16 protein-coding genes are annotated in these 24,868 nt (G+C 46.3%); all 16 read left to right on the forward strand.

Annotated features, from left to right (window positions below):
- The first annotated feature begins 50 nt into the window (after window positions 1-50).
- Window positions 51-4,421 (forward strand): tetratricopeptide repeat protein, encoded by a 4,371-nt coding sequence (locus PHW04_09355; GenBank protein MDD2716088.1) that lies wholly within the window; start codon window positions 51-53, stop codon window positions 4,419-4,421.
- Window positions 4,418-4,762: a hypothetical protein gene (locus PHW04_09360; GenBank protein ID MDD2716089.1), complete on the forward strand. Its 345-nt coding sequence runs from the start codon at window positions 4,418-4,420 to the stop codon at window positions 4,760-4,762. The genes PHW04_09355 and PHW04_09360 overlap by 4 nt, the downstream gene beginning before the upstream one ends.
- Window positions 4,763-5,222: 460 nt before the next feature.
- Window positions 5,223-5,960, forward strand: a complete 738-nt coding sequence (locus PHW04_09365) for a hypothetical protein (protein MDD2716090.1) — start codon at window positions 5,223-5,225, stop codon at window positions 5,958-5,960.
- 158 nt (window positions 5,961-6,118) lie between these two features.
- Window positions 6,119-6,661 carry an OmpH family outer membrane protein gene (locus tag PHW04_09370; GenBank protein ID MDD2716091.1) on the forward strand — a complete coding sequence of 181 codons (543 nt, stop codon included), beginning with the start codon at window positions 6,119-6,121 and terminating at the stop codon, window positions 6,659-6,661.
- 103 nt (window positions 6,662-6,764) lie between these two features.
- Entirely contained in the window at window positions 6,765-7,631 is an 867-nt protein-coding gene (locus PHW04_09375) for a C1 family peptidase (protein MDD2716092.1), read from the forward strand.
- A 185-nt stretch (window positions 7,632-7,816) separates the two neighbouring features.
- Entirely contained in the window at window positions 7,817-8,680 is an 864-nt protein-coding gene (locus tag PHW04_09380) for a C1 family peptidase (GenBank protein MDD2716093.1), read from the forward strand.
- A 291-nt stretch (window positions 8,681-8,971) separates the two neighbouring features.
- Window positions 8,972-9,844: a C1 family peptidase gene (locus tag PHW04_09385; GenBank protein MDD2716094.1), complete on the forward strand. Its 873-nt coding sequence runs from the start codon at window positions 8,972-8,974 to the stop codon at window positions 9,842-9,844.
- Window positions 9,845-10,024: 180 nt separating this feature from the next.
- Window positions 10,025-13,747, forward strand: a complete 3,723-nt coding sequence (locus tag PHW04_09390) for a tetratricopeptide repeat protein (GenBank protein ID MDD2716095.1) — start codon at window positions 10,025-10,027, stop codon at window positions 13,745-13,747.
- Between the two features lie 8 nt (window positions 13,748-13,755).
- Window positions 13,756-15,771, forward strand: coding sequence for a tetratricopeptide repeat protein (locus PHW04_09395; GenBank protein MDD2716096.1), 2,016 nt, complete (start codon window positions 13,756-13,758; stop codon window positions 15,769-15,771).
- Window positions 15,764-16,918 (forward strand): protein DA1, encoded by a 1,155-nt coding sequence (locus PHW04_09400; GenBank protein MDD2716097.1) that lies wholly within the window; start codon window positions 15,764-15,766, stop codon window positions 16,916-16,918. Before PHW04_09395 ends, PHW04_09400 begins: the two co-directional genes overlap by 8 nt.
- A 156-nt stretch (window positions 16,919-17,074) precedes the next feature.
- A complete protein-coding gene (locus tag PHW04_09405) occupies window positions 17,075-18,607 on the forward strand; it encodes a YifB family Mg chelatase-like AAA ATPase (GenBank protein ID MDD2716098.1) in 1,533 nt (510 codons plus the stop codon).
- A 22-nt stretch (window positions 18,608-18,629) separates the two neighbouring features.
- Window positions 18,630-18,971 carry a hypothetical protein gene (locus PHW04_09410; protein ID MDD2716099.1) on the forward strand — a complete coding sequence of 114 codons (342 nt, stop codon included), beginning with the start codon at window positions 18,630-18,632 and terminating at the stop codon, window positions 18,969-18,971.
- Window position 18,972: 1 nt separating this feature from the next.
- Window positions 18,973-19,614 carry a hypothetical protein gene (locus tag PHW04_09415; protein ID MDD2716100.1) on the forward strand — a complete coding sequence of 214 codons (642 nt, stop codon included), beginning with the start codon at window positions 18,973-18,975 and terminating at the stop codon, window positions 19,612-19,614.
- 61 nt (window positions 19,615-19,675) lie between these two features.
- Window positions 19,676-19,927: a hypothetical protein gene (locus PHW04_09420; protein MDD2716101.1), complete on the forward strand. Its 252-nt coding sequence runs from the start codon at window positions 19,676-19,678 to the stop codon at window positions 19,925-19,927.
- Between the two features lie 87 nt (window positions 19,928-20,014).
- A complete protein-coding gene (locus PHW04_09425; protein MDD2716102.1) occupies window positions 20,015-21,172 on the forward strand; it encodes a SpoIIE family protein phosphatase in 1,158 nt (385 codons plus the stop codon).
- Window positions 21,172-24,774: an ATP-binding protein gene (locus tag PHW04_09430; GenBank protein MDD2716103.1), complete on the forward strand. Its 3,603-nt coding sequence runs from the start codon at window positions 21,172-21,174 to the stop codon at window positions 24,772-24,774. Before PHW04_09425 ends, PHW04_09430 begins: the two co-directional genes overlap by 1 nt.
- The last annotated feature ends 94 nt before the right edge of the window (window positions 24,775-24,868 follow it).

A 24,868-nucleotide genomic window follows, 5' to 3' on the forward strand; every position in this document is an offset into this window, starting at 1 on the left:
TCCCGGATTCAGATAAAATTTGACTAGAGCATAGAAAAAGGTGGGCATTGATGAAATCAGTTTTTGTTTTAGTTTTAATAGTCTTGTTTGAGGGCAGCGTATTCTCCGCAGATATTGACAAGTTATTTAATGGCCCCCCCCAACATAATATGGCCGATCAGTTTCAATCAGGGATTTCTGATGTCCGTGTTTCGCCTGCACCTTTTCATCCTAACCCGGGATCTGTTATTCCATCTCCTTTTTCTTCAGAACAAGCCTCATGTTTGGCCAAACTCAAATCTCTTAACAGCCTGATCGATACTTCCCTCTGGACTCTTTATCTCTCCAAACATATCACAGACCAAGCACTGTCGGGGTCTTGCCGTTCCAGCAAAGCCAGCCCAAAACCCGACCTAACCCCATCTCTAAGTGAATCCATCGAACAAATCTATGCCTCCTCTATCGATGAAATCGACCACGAATCAACCTCTATTGGCGGGAAAATAGCCGACACCTTGAAAACTGGTGACGATCATCTTTTCCATGAATTCACGAACTTTTTCCATAGATCAACAGAAAATCAGAAAAGTGGCCTTTCCACCCTGGCGATGAAAATCGAGGAATGTTTAAATCAGGGTCAGTGTCGTGCTCAATCCCCTGACCCTAACCACGACCTGTCCCCGTATCTCGCAGAACTGAAAAAAATTATCTCTGAAGCCAATTCCATTCAAGTCAGCTTTGATCAGTACCAGACTGGAATCCCGGAGATGATAGGCAAATATGGCGTTCTGGCTGCGGCGTATTACAGCGACGCCCTGCACGAATTGATCGAAACCGGGAAAAAGGATGAATTCAAGGAGAAAAGCAAGTTTGCCGGTAAAGCTCTAGATCTTTATTCCAGGCTGAATCAGGAATATTGTTTCCCTAAGCCCATTAGAGCGAACGTAACTGCAGTTTACAGCAAAGCTGAAGATGCCAGAAACAATGGAAAATACAGCGAAGCTATTGGTTTGTATCAGCAGGTCATTTCCATGGATTCAACCTATGCCTCTCAGAATGGCTGCTACAACCACATCGGAGATTGTTACCGGGCATTGAAGCAATATTCTGACGCTATCAGTAATTATAAGCAAAGCATTGCTATAGATGCCACGGATCCATACAAAAGGAATTCTTACACTTCCGGATTGGCGATATATACATATGATTTACCTGCAATCGAAGATAATTACCTCAAAGCTATCGCCTTTCAAGATGATGTGAGGAAACTGACTAATGATCAAGTAATATTGCAGAACATAGGAAAGGACAGAGCCGGGATTTACGAAAAACTGGGTTCTATGGAAAGCCTTGACCACGAAAAGCGGATAGGTTATTACAAACAATCCGGTGAAGAATGGGTAAAATACACCGACCAGTTCCCTACAGCAGTTGATGCATCTGACGCGCTCTGGAACGGAGGGCAGTGCTTCACATATTCCACAGGTTCTCCTCAATTGCAGTCTCTGCTTGCAGATCAGAAGGAAGAGCGGGAAAAATGTTATCTGCGGGGAATCGAGATCTATAGACGACTGAGAAGTGACTATCCAGCCTATTATCGCAATAATGAGGCCTTATTTGAAATCGGGCAAAGTTACGGATACATCGGATTCATGGATTATCTGACAGGCAAACCTTATTATATTGTTCTGCAGAAAAAAGCGGAATACTGCCTTAAAGCAGTCGATGCTTTCAGGCAGTTTGTAACCGAATACCCCAACGATGGATCTTACATAATGGGAGCAAGAGCGGGCATAGCCACCAACTTCGCCCACGCAGCCAGTTACTACGAAGACCAGCTGAATCTCCAGGAGATAGAGCATTATTATCAGGAAAGCAACTCCGCCTGGCAGGACATGATCAATCATACCCAGGTGGATTATTACAATGCCTATGGGAACCAGCGCATCGGTGACAACTGTAAAATTCTGGCCCGGGATTTTCGTGGGATCAATGGGAACCTGGAAAAACAGAAAGAATACGCTGACAAGGCGATCTCTGCATATGGCGTCGTATCCGGGAATGAGGCAAACGACACTATTGATAGAGGGCTTTCCATGCTCTATTGTGGCGATGTCTGCATGGATCTGAAAGACTTTGACAAGGCTATCGGCTGGTATGATCAGGTGATCGATAAATTCGCAGCAGGCAGCTATGGTTTGTATCTCGCGGGATATGGTTACATCTTCAAAGGCGATTGCCTGTATGAGAAAGGGCGATCTGCGGAAGGCAAAGCCGCCTGCCAGAAATTTTACGATTTTGGAGCAGCACCCGGTGATCTTCCCAGTTATTACATACGGGCTGATCTTGTGATGGGCAAATGCGAGTATGGCCTGCAGGATTATACTGGTGCAATCGCCAGCCTGGATAAAGTTCAGAGCTATTCCCTTAATCCTTCTGAAGATATTATGTGTGCGGCTGCTTATCTGTTTCACGGTAAATGCAAAGCTGGGCAGGGTAATTATTCGGCTGCCCACCAGGATCTGGCCAAAGTGGTTAGCATCTATTCTAAGCAGATTTCATACAATCAGGATCATTGGTGGTTCGATGACACGGTGATCAGTGCAAAGGATGAGATTTCCAAAGTAGTGAAAGTCAAAATCGACCCGATGGTTGAAACAATTTCACAAGGTGAAAGCAAGACCTTCACAGCTACATTAGTTTACACAGATGACACTCCAGCCTTGTTGCCGTCAGGCTCGATCAAGGAATGGAAATGGGAAGAGAGCGGCAATGAGGGTGATGGCCATGTTATTAATTTTACAGGTAACACCGCGACTTACAAAGGCGGCTCAGGTGATTTCCAGGATACTATCCTCACAGCCAAGGCTTTAATCAACGGTGGTAGCTATGGCACCCGTGCAGTTCCGTCCGATGTTTGGGTTGAAGGGGACAACCAACTTCCGGTGTGTTTGGTGAATGAGAATGGTGTAAGAATAATATCTCCACCGATTTTCATTCCAGACGATGGAGTTGATAAAGGACTTCCCCCAAATTCAAATGATCCATTAGACATCACTGTCTTTTTCCATTCTCAATATACCACTATACAACAAGATGAATTGACGGTTTCATTCTTGAGTCCGGACACGTTGGGAGAAATGAATGTTTCTCTCATGGAAACAGGACCTGACACTCATGTTTTTCAATCAGCAAATGGGAGTTATGAAATCACTATCTATAACCCGCTGCCTGCACCACCGGTAACCTCAAAAGCTACGAAGAAAAAAACAGGAACTGAAAAAATGAATCTCGATTTCAAAGTTCCCGATAAAGTCCTGCATTTTGAATTACCAATCTGGCTAGGACCAGGTATCAGTAAACCCGGAGCAAATAATTTGAAAGAAAATTATTTTTATATGGCTTCAAATAGAGTTTTCTTTCGTGGAAGTTGCGCAAAAATCGATCAAACCGAATATGTCCCATTGAACTCCAAGGTCTATGTGGAAGTAATTGATGATTCTGCCCAAGGAGATTTCGTGAATGCATCGCTGACCAGTAATAATGGCAAGCAAAAAGATTTGCAATGCAAAAAAATAAAACCAAAGCATTACAGGTCAGAACCGTTTTTTATCATTCCGCAAGATTTTTCACCGGATGAAATATATTATAGGGGAAAGAATTATCCTGTGATCAAGGTCGATTTAGCTAATTCTCAAAAAGAAGGGGGTTTAGGACCTTTTTTCCATACAAAATATCATGATTTTGACAAAATCGCATATGTGAAAAAAGCAGCCTATGCAGTTTTTGCAAAAAGAGACACTAATTCCTATCCATTCAGCAAATGGAATTTCAATTCAATCTGTGACAGCCTGGATAAGCTTGGATATCAGGTACTCAGGGATTACAGCCCGACACGTGAAGAGATAAACCAAGCATTAAAATACTCAGCTATCATTTTTATTTTTTCTCATGGGCGCGGGAACCTTGAGACTATACCACAAATACCAACGTCCATTGCTGTCTATGAGACGAATGACAGCCATGTCCTTGGAACCAGCGATCAAAATTATTATAAGCCAGAAGATGTCCCTGATTTACAAACCAACTTAGACCTTGTTTGTTTTTCCTTCTGTTGGTCAGGAATTGGAGGAACTCTTAAAAATTGGAACGACAAATTGAAATCAAAATGCATTATGGGATGGGACTATAATAATACGGGCTGGTTTAGCGATGGCATATATGGAGTGAATAAAGGAGAAGTATTAGGACAAATTTCATTATCATTTTATGCAAGTTTCTTTTCAAAGTTTTTAGCAGGTGATCGTAAGCTTTTGATTAAAAAGGCTGCCGAAGACGCACTCTTCAATTCCACTTTAGGGAGATGGAAAATCAATGAACCACTGCTCATCCTTCCTCTTGATACAGATATTATTATCAACAATATTCGGAGCATCAGATGACAAAAAAAAGGAGTTTTATCATTTTTTTATGCGCTGTACCTGTTTTGATAATTCTAATCAGCATACCTCGTTATAATAAGGCACGATTTTATAATGATGAAAAAGCATGCGAAAGTTTTCTTAACAGCTATCCCTATGCTGCTAAGCAATATCTCATCGACAATCCCGGTAAAACAACTGAAATTATCGAAAATCTCAATGTTTTAAGTAAATTCATACGTGATCCAGGTGCGATTAAATGTCCTGCTAGCGGCAGGTATTACTCGGTCCTTATAAGCGATGAAATATATTTTCGCTGCACATATCATAAGGAACTGGATAATTTCTTTGTCGTAAAATGATAATTCGGCAGAGCACTACCTCTATATCTGCGACTATCTCCAGCACTAGCTGAAAGACTTTTTTCACATGGAAGCATTGGGCAGCATTGTGGCCGGCAATCTGGGAGGCCCTGGGATCGTGTCCAACAAGCCGGATGTAATGAAGGAAGCGCAGAGGATCGGGGGAATGATTTGAAATTATGCTGAAAAACCGCTTGCTTTTTAATTTTCCGGCCGATATAATATTTATAGTATTAATTCAAAGGAGGGAACAGTCATGATGAAATTTGAGAAAACCACATTCGGCGTTCGCACGTCCCTCCAAGGTGCCACTGGTTAATTTCCTGATCTGAGAACGAAATTCCAAAAGCCACCCGAAAGGGTGGCTTTTTTGTTTTATACATAAAAATTTTCCAAGGAGGATCACGATGTTTGTACAGACCAGAAGAGTTTCCATTAAAAAAATCCGGAGGAACGCATCATGTCAGATTATTATGAAGATTCCAGCGTGCTGGAACAGCTCTATGCTGAAGGGCTGATCGAAAATGTATGTTACAGGATAAAAAGCGGAAAAGAAGCCACAGTTTACTGCTGCCAGGCGGCACCGCTGTACGGGGACGGACTGGTGAGCGCCAAGGTCTACAAGCCGGTACGCGACAGAGGCTTTAAAAGGGCTAATGTCTATCTGAAAGGACGGGTGACACTGGACAAGCGGGAAGGCAGAGCCATTAAAAACAAGTCGGAGTTCGGCCGCGAGGCCCAGCTTGCGACCTGGGTCGGCCAGGAATACGAGACCATGCAGGGCCTCTACGAAGCAGGGGCGGACATTCCCAGGCCGGTCAGATGCACAGGCAGAGCATTGCTGATGGAACACATCGGCTGCGCTGATTCGGCCGCTCCTCAGCTCAAGGATGTGGCGCTGGAGAGGGAAGAGGCGGAACGCCTTTACTGGCGGCTGATGGACAATATAGAGCTGATGCTGTCTCAGAACTGCATCCACGCCGATCTCTCTGCCTACAATGTCCTGTACTGGGAAGGCAACATCAAACTGATCGACTTTCCGCAGGCCATAGATCCCCGCTTCAACCGCGAGGCTGAGACGATACTGCTCCGTGACATGGGGAATCTGCAGCATCATTTCTTGCGTTACGGCATCGATGACGATGTGGAAACCCGTGGACGCAGGCTCTGGCGGCAGTTCGTGAGCGGAAGGCTTTAGTCCACTTGTAAGGGTCGGGCAGTGCAAGGGTCGATTTGAAACCGGCCCTTGCGGCCGACCCTTATTTTTCAAGCTGTATCAGATACGATTTGCAAAACCAATTTAAATACTATACCATCCCTTTTATCTCAAATTCATACTTGCACAAGGAGTCCAAAATGAAAGTTCTGCTGGTACTTATCGCTCTCATGTTCTCGATTACCGCTTTTTCCGCTCCAGCCGCAGCACCTGCTCCATTTGCGATAGCCTATGTCGATTTCCAGAAGATTGTGCAGTCCTATTATAAAACCGAAGAGCTCTCTCAGGCACTCCAGGGAAAGGCTCAGGAGAGACAGAAGAAATTCGAAGCGAGTAAGAAAGCTCTGGATGACATGGAAAAAGAATACAAGGCCAAAGAGAGCACTCTCACCACAGAGCAGAAGCAGTCCCAGGAAGTCAGCCTAAACAACAAGATGATGGAACTTCAGGAAATGGGAAAGAAATATGACGAGGAAATGCAGAATCTGCAGAGCGACGAATTCAACAAACTCAAGGCTGAAATCCAAACTGTCATGAAAACCGTGGCAGACAAGGAAGGATTCAGCGTAATCGTCGAGAAGAACGTGATCTACATCGGCGGCACTGATCTGACAGACAAAGTGATCGAAACACTCAATGTCGGACATAAAGCACCTGAGAAAAAACCTGTCAACGGGAAATAATCTGATACAATTTGTAACAAATTGTAACTTTACATGCTGTGGTGAGTGGGGTAGTATCTAGGTAGTACAAGTATACAAGTATTCAAGGAAAGGAGCATCGAGAATGAAAGTCTGTATCCTTCTCTCTGTGATTCTGTTTTCACTGTTTTTGAACGTACCTACCGCTTCAGCCGAGGATCTGGTCGGCCTGCTGCAGAATTTGGCTATTACTGCCCAGCAGGAAGGTTCCCTGTACCAGGTTTCAACGAATGCGGCACCCAACGGCATTCCGCTGGATAAACTCTGCGGTTTGAAAAGACCCGACTATTGGGATGCAGTTGTGCATATGAGAAAAGCGCCTGTCGGGAAAGCGACTCTTCCAGCCCAATATGACTGGAGAGCGCAGAACGGCTGCACTCCTATCAAAAATCAAGGTTCCTGCGGCAGTTGCTGGTCATTCGCCTCTGTCGGAATCTTTGAATCTGCGATCCTGATCAAAGATTCTGATGTGGTCGACCTGGCTGAACAGGACTTGCTGGACTGCAACAGTTACGGTTACAGCTGCAACGGCGGATGGCTTGATGCCGTAGGTTACTTCAAGGACAAAGGTTGCTCCTTGGAGAAACTCGTGCCTTACCAGGCTGCAGACGGCACCTGCAAGAATGTTTCCCGCACATACAAGATCAAGGACTGGGCGACTGTCGATGCCACGACTGACGCCATCAAGCAGGCAATCTACAAATACGGCCCGGTTTCCTCGGTCGTAGCCGCTGATTCCAGCTTCCAGTATTATACCAGCGGTGTATACAATCACAGCTATTCCAGTGTCAATCACGCCATCATCCTGGTAGGCTGGGATGACAGTATGGGTAAGAAAGGCTGCTGGATCCTGAGAAACTCATGGGGTACAAGCTGGGGCGAAAAGGGCTATATGTACATCGAATACGGCTGCTCCAAAGTCGGATCAGATAATGTCTGCGTGACATATTGATTCTGATGCTTTGAACTGAAACTATAGGAGGCCGACAGGCCTCCTTTTTCATATCCATTTATTAATCATAGCTTGAATTGTGTGATGGGAATCTGGTGCAAAACAATTTGTTGCACAATTGTAACTTTACAGGAACAGTTTTATGAGATAATGTGGATACAGAAAAATGAAAAGGAGAATTGTGCATGAAAGTTTTTAGCTTGCTTCTCATCTTTCTTTTTACTCTGCTTCAAAACACCCCGGCTGCAGCTGATGACCTGGTCAACCTTTTGCAGGATCTGGCTTTGGTGGCCGAGCAGGAAGGTTCCATGTACAAAGTTTCTGCAGATGCAGCTCCCAAAGGGATTCCTCTGGAAACTCTGTGCGGATTACAGAGGCCTGATTACGCTGATGCCATTGAACATATGAGAAAACTGACCCTCGAAAAAGAAGCGCTTCCCGATAAATTTGACTGGAGAACCCAGAATGCCTGCACCCCGATCAAGAATCAGGGATCGTGCGGCAGCTGCTGGGCCTTTTCCTCTGTAGGAATTTTTGAGTCAGGGATAGCGATCAAGGATGCTGTGGTCGTGGACCTCTCAGAGCAGGATCTGCTTGATTGCAACGGCATGGGATATAGCTGCAAGGGCGGCTGGCTGGATGCTCTGAAGTATTTCAAAGATAAAGGTTGCGCAGACGAGAAAACCGTGCCTTATCAGGCAGCAGTCGGCAAATGTAAAAATGTGGAACGCTCATATAAAATCAAGGACTGGGCGACTGTAAATCCTACAACTGATGAGATCAAGCTGGCCATCTTCAAATACGGTCCTGTCTCATCGGATGTAGCGGCTGACTCCAGCTTTCAGTATTACTCCAGCGGAGTTTATAACCACAATTACACCAAAATCAACCATGCAATTATTCTGGTGGGATGGGACGATACGATGGGCAAGAAAGGCTGCTGGATCTTGAGGAACTCGTGGGGTTCGAGCTGGGGTGACAAAGGCTATATGTATATCGAATATGGTTGTTCCAAAGTCGGCAATGACGTTGTCTGCCTGACATACTAGTACATTGTAAACTATGTTTCATGTGACGGCAGGTTCTATGCAAGAAGTTGGTAAGTTAGTAGGTTTGTAAGTTTGTATGTTGGAAAACATTGATTACGGTCTACTAGCGGACCGTAATCGAAGATCCTCTGCACTGCGAAGCGGGACTGTGTATAAAAGCAAAAGGAGACCTCTGGTCTCCTTTTTTGAGTTATCCACGGTTGATGCATTTTGATGTTTTTTGATGCTTTACATGATCATCAACCCGGAGTAATATTATAAAGTAAGTATATAAGGAAAGGAGCATTGAGAATGAAAGTCTGTATCTTACTCTCTGTATTTCTGTTCTCTCTTTTTCTGAGCATCCAGCCTGCTGCAGCTGATGACCTGGTAGGTCTCGTGCAAAACCTGGCGATACTAGCCGAGCAGGAAGGTTCCTTGTACACTGTTTCGATGGATGCTGCACCCAAGGGAATACCTCTGGCAACTCTCTGCGGCTTCAAACGGCCAGACTATGCAGATGGTCTCATGCACATGAGAAAACTGACGGTTAAAAACGACCTGAAACTTCCCGCCACTTTCGACTGGAGAGCCCAGAACGGCACCACGCCGGTCAAAAATCAAGGATCCTGCGGAAGCTGCTGGGCATTCGGCTGCGTCGGTATATTCGAGTCAGCGATTGCCATCAAGGACAGTGCGATCATCGATCTTTCAGAGCAGGACCTGCTGGACTGCAATACGCAGGGCTATTCCTGCGACGGCGGTTACATTGATGCACTCCAGTACTTCAAGGAAAAAGGCTGCGCAGACGAAAAGACAATCCCTTATCAGCAGGCTCAGAAACAGTGCCGCGATGTGGCACGAACTTATAAAATCAAAGATTGGTCCGCGGTTGACAGCAATGAGGCTGCGGTCAAGCAGGCTATTTATACCTATGGCCCGATCGTAACCGGCGTGACTGCGGATTTCAGCTTCCAGTTTTACTCCGGCGGTGTTTACAACCACAACAACACCGGTGAAATGAATCATGCAGTGATCCTTGTGGGATGGGATGATACTAAGGGCAAGAAAGGCTGCTGGATCATGAAGAATTCATGGGGCGCGAGCTGGGGCGATAAAGGTTACATGTACATTGAATACGGCTGCTCCCATATCGGGACAGAAAGCACTTGCGTTAATTACTGATATCCAGCTGTTTGAAAACCAAATCCGGGGAACTTGACTGTTCCCCGGATTTTTTTATAAATGCAAAATCACAGAATATTCTGATATAATTTATAAAGAAGCGTGAGCTTCAAATCAAGGCGTCCCATTCTGGGGGGATTTTGTGATTCCTGTAATGCGGAACGCCGGCAGGGGATGAATATGAAAAAGTGCTCGGTCTGTGAAACCGAAAATAAAAAGAATCTACAGTTCTGTTCTGGATGTGGGTACAGTCTGATCCTGGATAAAAAACACATCTCAGAACAGCTGGATGATCTGTCTCTGTTGTTCGCCTGCCTGGAATGCCCCAGTAAACCTGAAGTCCTCGAACGCCATGCCGACTCCATTCTGGAGAAGCTTACCACCATCATCAAAGGTGACCAGGGTGATATCCTGATCTTTGACGGCAAACTGGTTTTTGCCGTTTTCGGGCGTGACAAGCAGCTGGATTTTGACCCCATCTTTGCCTGTTATTCAGCCATGAAGATTCAGGATTCAGTGAATGATTACAACCGCCACGATTCAGACTTCAAATCTCACCGTCTCTCCTGCCGAATCATTGTTTCCACCGGCCTTGATCTCAAGACGCTCACTCCAGACATCTCTGAGATCATCCGTCATAAACAGCGCGTTCTACAGCTGATAGAGAGCTGCTCGATCCCTGGAGAAATTCTCACTTCAAATGGCCTGGTGTCATCCCTGAAAGGTAGATTCGTGCTGGAAATGATGGAACCCCTCACAGTCAGAAATTCCTCGGTGGACATGTTCATGCTCAAGGGCAAAGCTGCTCTCAACGAACCCAGGAAAATCTGCCCTTATTGCGGATCTGAAAACCCGGATGTCTATTTTTGTCCCAGTTGCGGCCAGAAAATCGCTCCAGTGCAGTCCGAACTCTTTGAAGAGCTCAAACAGCTGACAGTCCTGTACGCTGAAATAAATGATTCCTCTGCCCAGCCGGAAGATGCAACTAAATACAAATCCCTGGGTAAGATTTTCCAGGCTTTGCGTAAAATCATTGAGGACGAAGAGGGTACTGTAATCCGATTCGAGCGGAATTCCCTGAGAGCCGCTTTTGGCCTGGAAAAAAGCACGGATATGGATCCTCAGCATGCCAGTTATGCCGCACTGAAAATGCACGAGATGATCATTGAAATCAAGGAAAAACTGCGCTCCCTGATCAGCCCGGGCCTGTCGCTCTCTGTCGGCATCCATTCCGGCAAAGTCGGAAAAGGATTCATCGGAAATACGTTCGACATCATCGGTCTCGCAAAGGAAATTGCAGTGAGGTTCGGGCAGAATGCCGGTCCGGGTAAAACCCTGATCAGCCTCGAACTAGGGCGTCAGCTCAAGGGCAGATTCATACTGAAACCTTACAATCAGATCACAGTCAGCGAAAATCTGAAAATGCCTTCCTTTCACTTGATCGGCAAGGAGAAAGTCAGGATGCGGAGAGTGCTGGGAAATTATCCGGACTTTGTAGGCAGGCGTAAAGAACTGGAATACTGCATCAAGAAATTTCATGAGACAGTCGACAGCGGTAACCCTCATCTGACGATCATCAGCGGCACTGCAGGTATCGGAAAGAGCAGATTACTGCTTGAATTTGAGCAGTATTGTCACAAATCAGAGCTGACAATCTTTGTTTCCAGATGTTTTCTGAATCCGACAGTCGCCAATAACTATCATGTCTTTAAAGTCTATCTCCTTTCACGGGTTAAAAAGAAGAATGAAGCAGATCTCCTGAATTACCTGCAGAAAATCATGCCTGACTTTGAACAGGAAAAACTGGCGGAATATGCCAAAGTATTTTCCTGCCTGCTCGGATTCGAATACCAGGAAACAGATGCCATCAAATTGCTGAGAGAAAATCCGGAATTCTTAGCAAGAATGGCTTTTAAGGGCTTTGAGGATCTTTTCACTACGATCAGCTCTAAAAACCCGATCCTCTTTTTGGTGGAAGACTTTCATTTTGTAGATGAGGGTTCCCTGAATCTGATCAGCCATCTGCTGAAATGGGTACATGGTAAATTGTTCTTCCTCTGCAATGCGCGCCCCGAATGGCATGACAGGAAACAGGAACTGCCTGAAGAACGATTCTCTGAACGGGCTCTGCATGAACTGGAAAAACCCCTGATCCGCAGGATGGTGGAAAACATCCTCAGCAAAGCCGATTCAATTCCAGAACGGATTTTCCAGGTGATTGAGGAAATTTCGCTGGGAAATCCATTTTACATCGAGGAATTGATCATTTCCCTCAATGAAAAAGGCATTATCCGTGAAGTGGGAAACAAGCTCTTAATAAATGCTGATGAGATTGATACCCTGGAAATTCCTGCTTCACTGGAAATGCTGATCCAGGCAAGGCTCGAACATCTTGGCAAAGATGTGATCAGATTTCTTAAAAAGGCTTCAGTTTTCGGGAGACGATTCTCGCTGGAAGGAATCGCCAGTCTGGAAAAAACACTTCATGTGAAAGACCTTCTGAATCTCTGCGTGGATAAAAGCATCATCATGCAGGATCAGGCCACCAAATTTGATCAGCAGAATCAATATAAATTCACTCACGAAATCATTCACGATGTCATCTACAATAAACTGACAGGCATCCAGAAGATCGAACTGCATGGGAAAGCCGCCTCCTGGCTGGAACTCCAGCTGGATCCAGGTGAAACCGAAACCCTGCGTCACGCTGAGCTTTATCAGCAACTTTATTATCATTATGATAAAGCCCAGAATTCCGGGAAGATTACACTTTATGCCGCTCTTTCCGGGAGAATGGCATACAGCCATTATCAGAACGGGGAAGCTCTCAAGTATTTTAGAATTGTGGAGTCCTGCCTGAAAAAAACACCCGGCCTGCTTCCAGAAGACCAGCTGATAAAATTTCTGGAGACATATGCTGAAGCCATGGACATTGCCGGTGAAAACGCCGAAATGGTTGAAATCATCAATTATTTTCTAAGTAAATTCAACTTTGACGCTGAGAATTACAGCAGACTGATTCTGAAAAAACTTAATGCCTGCCACTTGCTGTCGGATGTGGAAACCTGGTCGACTCTCCTCGATTCTCTGGAGGAATTCTCTCTGAAAAAGCTTAGCGATCTTAAAAGCTACGGCTGGTTCAAAGCCAGGATCCTCGAAAACCGGGGTGGACTCTGCTGGCAGAAAGGACTGTATGACGAAGCCATGAAATTCAACTGCCAGGCACTTGAAATCAACCAGGAAATAGGAGACCGCAAGGGCGAAGCCAAATGCCTTCACAACATCGGACTCTGTTATCACAACCGCTGCGATTATGACAAGGCTCTTGATTACTATCTGCAGGCCCTGCGCGTCAATGAGGAAACAGGAGACATAATCGGTCTGGCCAAGTCACTCAACAATCTGGGATTGATCCAATCAGAGCGCAGCGACTATCAGAAAGCCCGGGAATATTACCTCAAATCGCTGGACCTGCATGAAAAGATCGGAAATCGGATCGGCATCGCCAACGCATACAACAACATGGGAATGAACTGCATCAATACAGGCAAATACGACGAAGCACTGCCTTATCTTGAACACGCAAGTGAAATCTACAACGAGATCGGGGACGAGCTTTCAGTGGCATATGTCCTGAACAACATTGGTGAAGTCTTCCATTTCAAGGGAGACCCGGACCGGGCCCTGGAATGTTACCGTGAATCTTTGAATATCAAAGAAGAACTGGGCGACATCTGGGCGGCAGCTTATACTCTGTATTACATGGGACTGGCTTACAAAGCAAAGAACGACCCCGACTCAGCGCTCACCCACTTTCAGCGCTCACTCCGGATCAGAAAAGAAATCGGCGATAAGAGGGGCATTGAGCTGACCGAGAAAGCGATTTCGGAATTTAAAAATTGAGAACAGACATGCCCAATCCCGGAGCGGAAAGCGAAAACACATTCGGATCGGATAATCTGCGCCGTTTTGTGGCTGACACTAAGATATCCGACGAGCAGAAATTCGAGAAATTGAAGTCTGTAGTCCTCAACGACTCTGATCCTTATGTCAGGGCAATGGCCCGCAAATATCTGGAGCTGCTCAGCCGTCACATGGAGAAAAAAGCTCCGCCTCAGACCACAGTTCAACCTGATTCACCTAAAACCGATATCGCAAAAACACTCAGATCCGGCAATCCCCAGGAGAAAATCTCCTTCCTCAAAGAAGTGCTGGCGAATCAGGTGGAACTGCCACGCTATCTGCTTTTTGAAACAATCGGAAAAGAACGGGACCCGTTTGTGCTCGCTACACTGATCAGCTGCGTAGGACGCTTTGGAACAGCCGACGATGGCGATCAACTCAGCCCTTTTTTCAATCACAAGGACCCTAGAGTCAAGGCAAATACAATTGAAGCCGCCCGGCAGCTCAAATCTGAAAAAATCTACAAACTGATCGTCCCGCTTCTTCAGGATGCTGATCCTCGTGTCAAGGCAAATGCAGCAGGTTTTTTTTCAAAATCCGGACTGAACCTTACTCTGCATATCATGGAAGAGATGGTGCTGTCAGGCGACAGGCCCCAGCTTGAATCGGCAATTTTCGCGCTTTCCCACATACCGGACGGGAAGTCAAAAGACCTCCTCAATCAAGCCCGGAAAATATTATCATCGCTCGATAAACCGGGCGCTCAGCCGGACGGGGGTGCATCAGAAGCAGTGTTTGATGACGGTTTCTCTCCTGCCGCTCTTGAGTTGCCAGCTGAGCCGCCTGTTCAAATTGCGGCTCCGCGACCCGCAGTTAATCAATCTAACCGCATGATTTACGCGATTATTGGCTGCGTGGTAATTCTGATCTGTGCCTGCTACGCTTTATTCAACACGGAATCTCCACCAGAACCTACGGTGATTCTGCCGGTCAAACCGGAAAAACCCCAGCCAGTTCAGCCTGATGCTGCTGCCACGCGCCCAGCCCTGACAATCGAAAACACGGTTGAACCCAAAGCAGCAGCGCTGAAAAATGCGAATCTGGAAGCGGCACCTGATTATTACCTGAAAGGTAAAGATGCTCTGCTGCAGGGAAACAACGATCTGGGGTTGTCTTACTTTTCAAAGGCTCTGGCTGAAATCCGCACTTCAAAGGCCTATCTGCTCCGCGGTCTGATACTGCAGCGTACCGGGAAATACAGGAACGCGAGATCCGATTTTTCTGGTGCTTTTGAGCTCAGCCCAGCCTTGAGAGATTCGCTGTTCTCAACACACCTGGATACTCCGGAAATCATCGTCAAACCATCTACTGTGGAAATTCTGACAGCCTGTCTCAGTTCAGGAGTGGCTTTTTTTCTTGATAACTATGAATCCAGCGCATACAGGACCGGAAAATACGCTTTGGACACTGCCATTACCGCCGAAAATGCCATTGAATTCCATGAACGGGGGCTTGAATTTCTTAGAAAAGGTAAATTCCGCGAAGCCCTGCGTGATTTCAGCCGTGCCATTGAAATTTACCCCATGTTCTCCCAGGGTTATGCGTCAAGGGGATTGACCTGCCTGAAACTCAATGATTCCACCCAGGCTCTGACTGATCTCAATAAAGCTATTGAATTCAACCCCAAGCTTGCAGAGTCGTATTATGCAAGAAGCCGCTATTATGCCAGCTTCGGCAATCTGGATTCAGGAATTTCGGACTGCACTTCTGCTTTATCGCTGCGTCCTGGCGCAACAGGAGAAGTACTCTGCCATTATCTAAGGGGAGAATTGTTTCTGCGCAAGGGAAAATTCAAAGAAGCGCTCAAGGATCTCAACTGCGCCATCGGCATGGATCCGGACTTCGGACCTGCCTATGTGCTGCGCAGCAGGGTGGATTCCTTGCAGGGAGATTCCGGCAAAGCCAAACAGGATCTGAGGTTTTCAGCAGACCTTCTGTACCCGGTAAAAAAAGAAAATGAGTAACCTGCGCTTCTGTAAGTTTTGTTGTTTTTTTCTGCTGGCGATTTTACAATGCTCCAGCCTGTGGGCCGAATCTCCTGAATGCTTCATCTGCGGGACTGTCATCCAAGGGGAGTATTACACTTTTGAGAAAGACGGGGATAGGGAAAACCTGAAAGTCTGCCAGAACTGTTATCAGAATTGCCTGCGTTGCGAACTGTGCAAAATCCCGCTCAAAAAAGCTGTCGGCTTCGACGGTCACAACTATTGCGATTCATGCTATCAGAAACTGCAGGAGCGGCCATCCTGTACTCTCTGTGGAGCTCTGCTGCCTGGTCAATATATGGATTTCACGGATCCGGCAACAGAAAAGCATTCTTATTACTGTCCGGAATGCGTGAAAAACTTTAAAAAATGCCAGGCCTGCGGCCGGCCTTCCCGAAATCTCAGCCAGACCGGGCTCTATCTTTTATGTGACAGGTGTCTGGAAACGGTAAAATATTGTCACAGCTGCGGACTTCCACTGATCAAGGAATCATATAAATACGAGATCTTCGATTATTCCTACTGCCGGGAATGCGAACAAAGCTCACGCTGCAGTGTCTGCGGACTCCCTGCAGGAAAATCCGGGACTTTACTTTCAGATGGAAGAGCCATCTGTCCGGACTGCTCCAAAACCCAAGTAACCGACATTCAGGAAGTCAGGCGAGTTTACGCCCTGGTGTCAGGATTCTTATCCAAAACCTATTCCATGAATATCGCTGAGCTCAACAGGCTTGAATTTGCAAGCCTTTCAGACCTGAAAACAATGGCCTCAGTGCTCAATTACATTAAGAAGGACGCAGTTCCGTTAGGCATCTTTTCCGAAGCAGGCGGCAAAACCGACATTTTCGTCCAGTCCAGCCTGCCGAGAAAACTGCTCGCTGGAGTGCTGGCCCATGAATACACCCACGATTTTATCCATACTGTCAATCCTGGGTTTTCAGATATCGAGATCGAGGAAGGGATCTGTGAATGGGTGCGCTGGCAGGTGCTCCGCCAGATCGGCGACGAAAAGGGCTGTATTCTCATGGAGCATCAGGAAGGTGTTTACAGCAGCGGATTCAGTAAAGTCAGGGCAGCGGCTGAAAAAGGCGGATATTCTTCTGTCTTTGATTTGTTCAGGAAGTAATGAATCCGGTTCTCATTTTCTCTCAAATTGATACCCCACAGTCTCAAAAAGATACTTGATTCTACTCTTGAAACCTTAAAGGACCTTTGAATACTGTGCTTTTCGCAGATGGCATTCCCCATGCTTTAGATTCGAATATTAAAAGCAGAGGGGAAAATGTACATCAAACTTTGTTCGGCAGTACTGGATGGATTGAACATTCACCATATTGAAGTGGAAGTGGACATCCAGAACGGTCTGCCTAATTTCGTGATTGTGGGTCTGCCGGACATGATGGTCAGGGAAGCCCGCGACCGGGTGATGGCAGCAGTGAAAAATTCGGACTTTGCATTCCCGGTGAAAAAGATCACAATCAATCTGGCCCCTGCCTTTATCCGCAAAGACGGCAGCGGCATTGATTTGCCCATGGCGCTTGGCATTCTGGCTTCAACTGCCCAGGTCCAGTCAGAGGAAATCCGGTCCTACTTCTTCTTCGGGGAACTTTCTCTCAATGGTGAAGTCAGGCCTGTCCGCGGACTGCTTCCGATGCTGATCCAGCTGCTGAAAAACAATGTCACCAGGGTAGTCGTGCCGTATGCTAACCGTTATGAAGCCTGCCTGATCAAAGGCTTGCTCGTCTATCCGGTAAAAAATCTAAAACAACTAGTGGCATTTTTAAACGGTGAAGAAAAACTCCTGCCGTTTGAAAACGACATTGCCATACTGCCACAAAAGGAAACTTTCGGAGAAACGGATTTTTCCGATGTCAAGGGCCAGGAAACTGCCAAAAGAGCCATGGAAATTTCAGCAGCCGGATATCACAATATAATACTGGTCGGTTCTCCCGGATCCGGCAAGACCATGCTTGCCAAGAGGCTCCCTACAATCATGCCTGAGATGAATTTCGATGAAGTGCTTGAGACCACACAGCTGTATTCAGTCTGCGGACTGCTGTCTGAAAATAAATACCTGATCTCTGAGCGCGTTTTCCGTTCTCCTCATTCCAGTATCTCAGACGCGGGTCTGATCGGCGGCAGCTCCAACCCAAAGCCTGGCGAAGTCAGCCTGGCACATAACGGCATCCTGTTTCTGGACGAACTGCCGGAATTCAAACGCTCCACACTTGAACTACTGCGACAGCCGCTCGGCGAACGCGAAGTCACGATCTCCAGGGCAGCCTGCAGCGCTACTTATCCGGCCAATTTTCTGCTTGTCGCAGCCTGCAATCCATGTCCCTGCGGTTATTATTTCGACTCATTCAGGCACTGCAGTTGCAGCCCATTGCAGATCAAGCATTACATGGGCAAACTCTCAGGCCCGCTCCTGGACCGGATCGACCTGCAACTGGAGGTCAACCGCCTATCTCCGGAAGAACTGGTCAGTGCACCCCAGGGTGACTCATCGATTCAGATCAAGGAAAAAGTCTGGAGAGCATGGGGCATTCAGCGTTCCCGTTTTCAGGGCCGGAAAATCAGATACAACTCCGGCATGCAGCGCCGTGAGATCGAAAAATACTGCCGCATTGATGCCGAATCCGGAAAGCTCCTGTCAAGCTGCGTGGAAACCATGGGGCTGTCTGCCAGAGCCTATGACAAAATTCTGAAGATCAGCCGCACCATTGCCGATCTGGCTGATTCCGACCGGATACAGCTCGAACATGTCGCTGAAGCAGTGCAATACCGGATCTTCGACCGCAAGGTCTGGTTTTGAATTAAATTACGGAGGTTTTCAGATGTTGCCAGCCTGGGTATTTCTGATCCCGATCTATGTCGCGGCTTTTCCGGATCTGATCTCGCAAGCAGAAGACCGCGAACGTTTTGCAATCGAAATGATCCTGAACGATGAAGGCTTCTTTGAGGAAGACACAATTCTGGATCTCACCACTGAATCTGTGCAGCGTATCTACAAGTTCGCCTATCTCGGTGCCAAAGTCGCTGCCTGGCAATCGATCTTCTCCCAGTGCAGCGACTGGCAGGCCTATCTGATGGACGAACTATACAAACCAGGCGGAATCTGCGACAGCACCAATGAATATGCCGGGAAAAGCATACCTTTGCGAATGGCAGGGAGGTAGGATGGGAGGATTGTTTTTAATTCTCTGGATTCTTTCGTTTTATCAGAATGCCGCTCAACATCTGGCGCAACTCAATTTTTATTCGCCGTTCAAATCCTACTGTTTCGAACTGGACCAGTCGAAAAAAGTGAAGAATGTTGAAGTCATCTGGCAGGCAGTCACCAGAAATGCCTGCGCTGAGCTGATGGTGGATGATGAATCATGCGGAACTAAGCTTGTGCAGTCCGCCACAGACAGCTGGAAAGTTGAGCGGCAGGGAAGGAGCGGAAAGATTAATTTCATGGGCCTGGTGCTGATCCTGAATTTCAAGGTGAGCTATTACAAAACTGAAAGCGTTCCAATACCCCTGACAGCAAAAAGTCTGACCTTAAAGAACTGGTATTATCCGGGAGCAAGGCTCGCTGTGGCTGTCCAGCCTGGAAGAAAAGTGTCAGTGATCAAGGTGGACTGGCATGATGCAGGCGGAGATGCGGCTGGCATTTTATACGTGAACGGCAAGCCATTTCAGCGAAAGGAAGCAGACAGTGGCAAAGCAGTCTGGATTCTTAATCGTTCAATTGAGTCAGCCTGGATTGAAGTCAGGGAAGATGTGATTCAGATTAGCGGTATCACAATCGATTATGAAAGCGAGGTGAAGCATTGACTCCAGACGCAGGGAGGTGAACTGGATCGGGAAATGTTTCGCGAACAACAAAGGAGGGAACATGGGAAACAAGCCGATGGCAAGCTACAAAGACGGTCTGATGGACATTTCAATCTGGAAAAAAACGAACAACGACAAAGACAGTTTCAGCCTGAAACTGCGCAAAAGCTACAAAGACAAAAACGAACAATGGGCAGAACAGAATCTGAACATCTTTGAGAGAGACATAGCCAAGTGCATTTGTCTGCTCGGGGAGAGCTACAGATTCATTATGAGCCAGAAAATCCAAGGAACTTCACCACAGGAGTTGTAAATTATGCCTAGGAAGGCGGAGTAGGAAGACTCCGCCTTCCATCATGGAAAATGTTCGGGTTTTATGATAGTGTTTTCAAGAGATACTATGATTAAAATTTTACTGATAGACGATGACCAGGACATGCTGATGCTGCTCAAGCAAGGGCTCAGCAATCTGGGTTTTCCGATTATCACCGCTGCCAGCGCAGAGGAAGGCCAGCGGCTTTTCCTGACAGAGGATTTTTCGATCCTGATCACTGACTGGATGATGCCGGAAACCAATGGAATAGATTTCATCCGCTGGGTCAGGCAGCAGAAGCGGGACTCATACACATACATCATCCTGCTTACAGCCAAAACCGACAAGGAAGCTCTTGTGGAAGGCCTTGATGCCGGAGCAAATGAATTCGTCAGCAAGCCGGTGCTGAATTTTTCGGAACTGCGGCTCAGGGTAAGCAACGGTGCCCGGATTATCAACCTGGAACAATCCCTGCTGTCCAGAAATAACGAGCTCAACTCCCTTTATAAGCAGATCAAGAATGATGTAGTGGCAGCCGCCAGAGTGCAAAAATCTCTGCTGCCGAACCCGGAGTTAAGGATTCCAGGCATCAGTTTTTCTCAGTACTTCCGTCCTTCAGAGGATCTGGCAGGCGACATCTTCAACATTTTTCCGATCTCAGATCATGAAATAGCTTTCTATCTGGCAGATGTCAGCGGCCATGGAGTCGCTGCGTCGCTTCTGTCGGTCATGATCAGCAATGTACTCACACCAGGACGTGCTGACATAGACCTTAAAAATCCCGGCTCTGTAGCTGAAGCGCTGAACAAACGTTTCCAGCTCAATATGGAAACGCAGCAGTATTTCACGCTCAGTTATGGTGTGCTCAACTTGCCGGATCGCAGTTTTCAATACGTTTCAGCCGGGCATTCAGGCATCCTGAAAATATCAGGCGAAAGCGTCAACCTGCTCCAGGCAACCGGCACTGCGATCGGTCTTTTCCCGGATACCAGCTACATTAACGAATCAATGACTCTTCTGCCTGGTGACAGGCTGCTTTTTTTCTCGGACGGTCTTACAGACGTCAAAAACTCTCAAAATGCCTATCTCAACTCTGACAAACTGATCTCAGAGCTTTCAAACTGCACCGGCAGTACCGATAGGCAGATCAGCTGTTTGATCGATCTCGCTTTAATGTGGGGTGGAAATGTCGCTGAAGACGACATCAGCATTCTGGCTGTGGAAATTCCCGGCCTGGTAATCTGATGGCAAAACAACGGTATCTTCTTTTTTTCCTGCTCCTGACCCTCGGATTAGCCGGGACTTTTTTCAATCTCCAGCTTTTCATGGGTGTCAATTTCTTCTTTGGAAGCATCGCCTCGCTTCTGATAGTTTTTATTTTCGGTATCCTGCCCGGAATTTTCAGCGGGTTTCTAATCAATCTATATACCATACCTCTCCTGGGACATCCCTTTGCACTTATCATTTTCATGGGAGAACTGGCCTTTATCTGCTTTCTGAAAGCCTATTCCTGCAAATTAATCAGATTTTTCAATCAGATTTTTTGCTCTTCTTTTTTTGATGGTGAAGAAAACACGTTCCACTCCCCAAACCTGCTGCTGATGGACTTGACTTTCTGGATCGTGCTCGGGTGGCCCAGTGCGGTCTATTTCTACCATTTCATACTTGGCATGGGCAGCCATGTCACAACCATCATTTTGCTGAAAATGATGATCAACGGACTGCTTAATTCACTTGTCGCCAGTTTGGGTCTTACTTTTTACAATTATTTCAGTGTAATATCCAGAAAGGAAAAAAGAACCATTCATCTCCATGACGCTTTATTCGACCTGTTGATAGCCCTGACTGTGATCCCGGCGTTTGTAATGATGGTGGCATACAGTCGGCAGAAACTGATCGAAACCGAAGAGGCAATGAATATCTATCTCGAAGACAACTTCATTGAATATTCTGATTCCATCAACTTCTGGATCAGGAACCATTTTAAGATCATCGAATCGATCAGCAGCCATACTCTTGATTCCTGTTCATGTTGCGGCAGTTCGGAAATCTGCAATAACCTCAGCCTGATTGACGAATTGGCTGAGGGGATCGATTTCGTCGCCATTAGAAAACCGCCCTCAGACCTGCAGGATTTTTTCTCCAGTGTTCAGGAATCAGAAAAAATCTTAATCCGCAGGCTTATCTTGGATTCGGAACTGTTCCGCAGTTCATCCTCCACTGGAATTTGCGAAATTTATCCAAAGCTGGACGCAAAGCTGGAACCGTTTCTTGTTTTCAAACTCCCGATCACATTGAGTAACGGCGAGAGTTTGGAAGTAGTAAGCACTGTAAAAGCGCAGCATCTCAGCCACCTCATCAATCAGATACATTTTGAATGGCCTTTGAAAGCCACGGTTACGGATCGTTCCGGACTCGTCATAATCAGCAGCCGGAAAGACGTTCAGCCGGGTGCTCGCTTCAATCTGCAGGAAAGCGGCGAGATTCACGGATCACTGTATAAAGTAAAGCACTGGCTTCCTTTCGAGGCTTCACCGATACAGCTCATGCGCTGGGAAAAATCCATGTATTATCTCGAACGGGAAATCGACCCGGCCACAGGCTGGAAGCTTTCAGTGGAAATGCCGATCACACCTTTCATCAACTTCTTTTACACTACTTACCTGACCAATTTGTTTTTCATGACAGTACTGATTTTTATCTCGTTTATCTTTTCGAGTACACTGGGCAGGGCTATCTCTGCACCACTCGCCAAACTTGGAAAATTCACCCATAATCTTCCTGACCGGATTTTCAGGAGTGACTCGTTGGAATGGCCGGAATCCAGGACACTGGAGCTGGCAAGCCTGATCCGGAATTTCAGGATAATGGCAGGAGAGCTGCAGCAGAAATTCACTGAACTGGAAGACATCAGGAACAATCTTGAAAAAAGTGTGGCCGAACGAACAGAAGAACTGATTAAAGCTAAGGAAAAAGCTGAAACAGCTGCCATTGTCAAAAGTCAATTCCTGGCTACGATGAGCCATGAAATTCGCACTCCCATGAACTCTCTGCTCGGAATGACAGATCTCCTCGTCAAAACTGATCTGACCCGTGAACAGATGGAATACCTTTCCATCCTGAAAAGATCAGGGGAAGCCATGCTGAATCTGATCAATGATATACTTGATCTGACCCGCCTGGAATCCGGAAATGTGCAGCTCGAAAAAGCCAATTTCAATCTGGAAGAACTGATCGACCGTACTGTAGAAATAATTGCCTTCCAGGCTCATAAGAAAGGACTGGAGATCAGCTATTTCATCCATGAAGATGTTCCGGTCTCCCTGATCGGAGATCCTGCAAGGCTTCAGCAGATATTGATCAACCTTTTCGGGAATGCGGTAAAATTCACTGCAGTCGGTGGCATTGTTTTGGAAGTCATCCGCGAGAAAGACACTGAGAAAAAAGTGAGGATAAATTTTTCCATCAGAGATACAGGGATCGGAATTCCTGAGGACAAGAAAGAAAGCATCTTCGAAAGGTTCGGGCAGGCCGACTCATCAGTCACACGGATTTTCGGTGGAACAGGCCTCGGACTTTCTATTACCAGAAACCTGGTCCAGAAAATGAACGGGAAAGTCTGGGTTGTAAGCGAGATCGGTAAAGGCAGCACTTTCTATTTCACGATTGAACTGGAAAAAAGTCCGAGCGGTTTGTTAAGCCCCAACATACTGGAAGAATTTTCTGAAAAGCTTAAAGTTCTGCTCGTGGAAAAGGATCAGAACAGCCGTAAATTTTTAAAAGAGCATCTGGAAAAAATCCAATTTCTTGTGTATGAATCCAATTCCATCTTTGCTGGAATCGATTTTCTGGTGTCAGAAAAAGCTAAAGGGAATGCTATTGACATAGTTTTTGTTTCACAACCACCGTCTGAACATGAATGCCGTCAGTTTGTGATAAATTTCCGCGAAACACTCAAACTTTCCGGCACTCTGATCATGATGAATTCAAGCGGTAATTATTTCCGCTGTTCTGAATGCTCGCTGAAATCGGACTGCATCAATGTGATCAAACCGGTTTCCAGAAAGAAACTGTACATGCTCCTCAAAGAATATTTTACCGGCAGCAAACCTGAGCCAGTTCACAGCTTCCCGCAGGATGACCTTCAGTTACATGCAAGAGGTAAGATACTGCTGGCTGAAGATTCGGCAGACAATCAGCTTCTGATCAGGGTCTATTTCAAAGGTTTTCCGATTGAGCTGGAAATTACAGAAAATGGACAGCAAGCGCTGGAAAAACTGAAAATCTGGAAATTCGATCTGGTGATCATGGACATCCAGATGCCGGTCATGGACGGTTATACTGCAATTCATGCATTTAGAGATTGGGAACATCTGATTGGAGCCTCTAAAACTCCAGTAATCGCTCTCACCGCAGACGCATTTAATAATTCTCAGGAAAGCATCAAATCTCATGGATTCGACGATTTTCTTTTGAAACCGATAAAAATGGAACCGTTTTTGAAATGCATCTCCAAATACCTTTCCCATTCTGAACCGGAAGGAAGTAATCTTATCCGGATCGACCAGTCTCTGCGCGAACTTATCCCGGATTTTCTCAAGCGCAAAATCGAACTGATCCCCAAACTCAAGGCAGCTGTTAAAACAGGTGATTTAGCTTTCATCAGAACGTCCGGACATAACCTGAAGGGATCTGGAAGCGGTTATGGCTTCTATTTTATTACAGAGATCGGACAGCTTCTGGAAGAATCTGCAGTCAAGGGCGATCTGGAAAAAATCAAGCAATGCCTGTCGGAATTTGAAATTTACCTCTCAGGACTCAAGATCGAGTATGTTCAGAAAAAATAATGCAATCCCGAATTGCCAGGTATCAGTTTCCTGTTCACTGCGGTTACCGGTATATTTTTCTTAATGACCCTTAACCATGCTGTTTCACCAGCAT

The organism is Candidatus Wallbacteria bacterium (assembly GCA_028687545.1).
Classification (GTDB): Bacteria; Muiribacteriota; JAQTZZ01; order JAQTZZ01; family JAQTZZ01; genus JAQTZZ01.

Bases quoted from the DNA above. Each gene is read 5' to 3' on its own strand.
- PHW04_09355 (MDD2716088.1), top strand. From the start codon at position 51: ATGAAATCAGTTTTTGTTTTAGTTTTAATAGTCTTGTTTGAGGGCAGC.
- PHW04_09360 (MDD2716089.1), top strand. From the start codon at position 4,418: ATGACAAAAAAAAGGAGTTTTATCATTTTTTTATGCGCTGTACCTGTT.
- PHW04_09365 (MDD2716090.1), top strand. From the start codon at position 5,223: ATGTCAGATTATTATGAAGATTCCAGCGTGCTGGAACAGCTCTATGCT.
- PHW04_09370 (MDD2716091.1), top strand. From the start codon at position 6,119: ATGAAAGTTCTGCTGGTACTTATCGCTCTCATGTTCTCGATTACCGCT.
- PHW04_09375 (MDD2716092.1), top strand. From the start codon at position 6,765: ATGAAAGTCTGTATCCTTCTCTCTGTGATTCTGTTTTCACTGTTTTTG.
- PHW04_09380 (MDD2716093.1), top strand. From the start codon at position 7,817: ATGAAAGTTTTTAGCTTGCTTCTCATCTTTCTTTTTACTCTGCTTCAA.
- PHW04_09385 (MDD2716094.1), top strand. From the start codon at position 8,972: ATGAAAGTCTGTATCTTACTCTCTGTATTTCTGTTCTCTCTTTTTCTG.
- PHW04_09390 (MDD2716095.1), top strand. From the start codon at position 10,025: ATGAAAAAGTGCTCGGTCTGTGAAACCGAAAATAAAAAGAATCTACAG.
- PHW04_09395 (MDD2716096.1), top strand. From the start codon at position 13,756: ATGCCCAATCCCGGAGCGGAAAGCGAAAACACATTCGGATCGGATAAT.
- PHW04_09400 (MDD2716097.1), top strand. From the start codon at position 15,764: ATGAGTAACCTGCGCTTCTGTAAGTTTTGTTGTTTTTTTCTGCTGGCG.
- PHW04_09405 (MDD2716098.1), top strand. From the start codon at position 17,075: ATGTACATCAAACTTTGTTCGGCAGTACTGGATGGATTGAACATTCAC.
- PHW04_09410 (MDD2716099.1), top strand. From the start codon at position 18,630: ATGTTGCCAGCCTGGGTATTTCTGATCCCGATCTATGTCGCGGCTTTT.
- PHW04_09415 (MDD2716100.1), top strand. From the start codon at position 18,973: ATGGGAGGATTGTTTTTAATTCTCTGGATTCTTTCGTTTTATCAGAAT.
- PHW04_09420 (MDD2716101.1), top strand. From the start codon at position 19,676: ATGGGAAACAAGCCGATGGCAAGCTACAAAGACGGTCTGATGGACATT.
- PHW04_09425 (MDD2716102.1), top strand. From the start codon at position 20,015: ATGATTAAAATTTTACTGATAGACGATGACCAGGACATGCTGATGCTG.
- PHW04_09430 (MDD2716103.1), top strand. From the start codon at position 21,172: ATGGCAAAACAACGGTATCTTCTTTTTTTCCTGCTCCTGACCCTCGGA.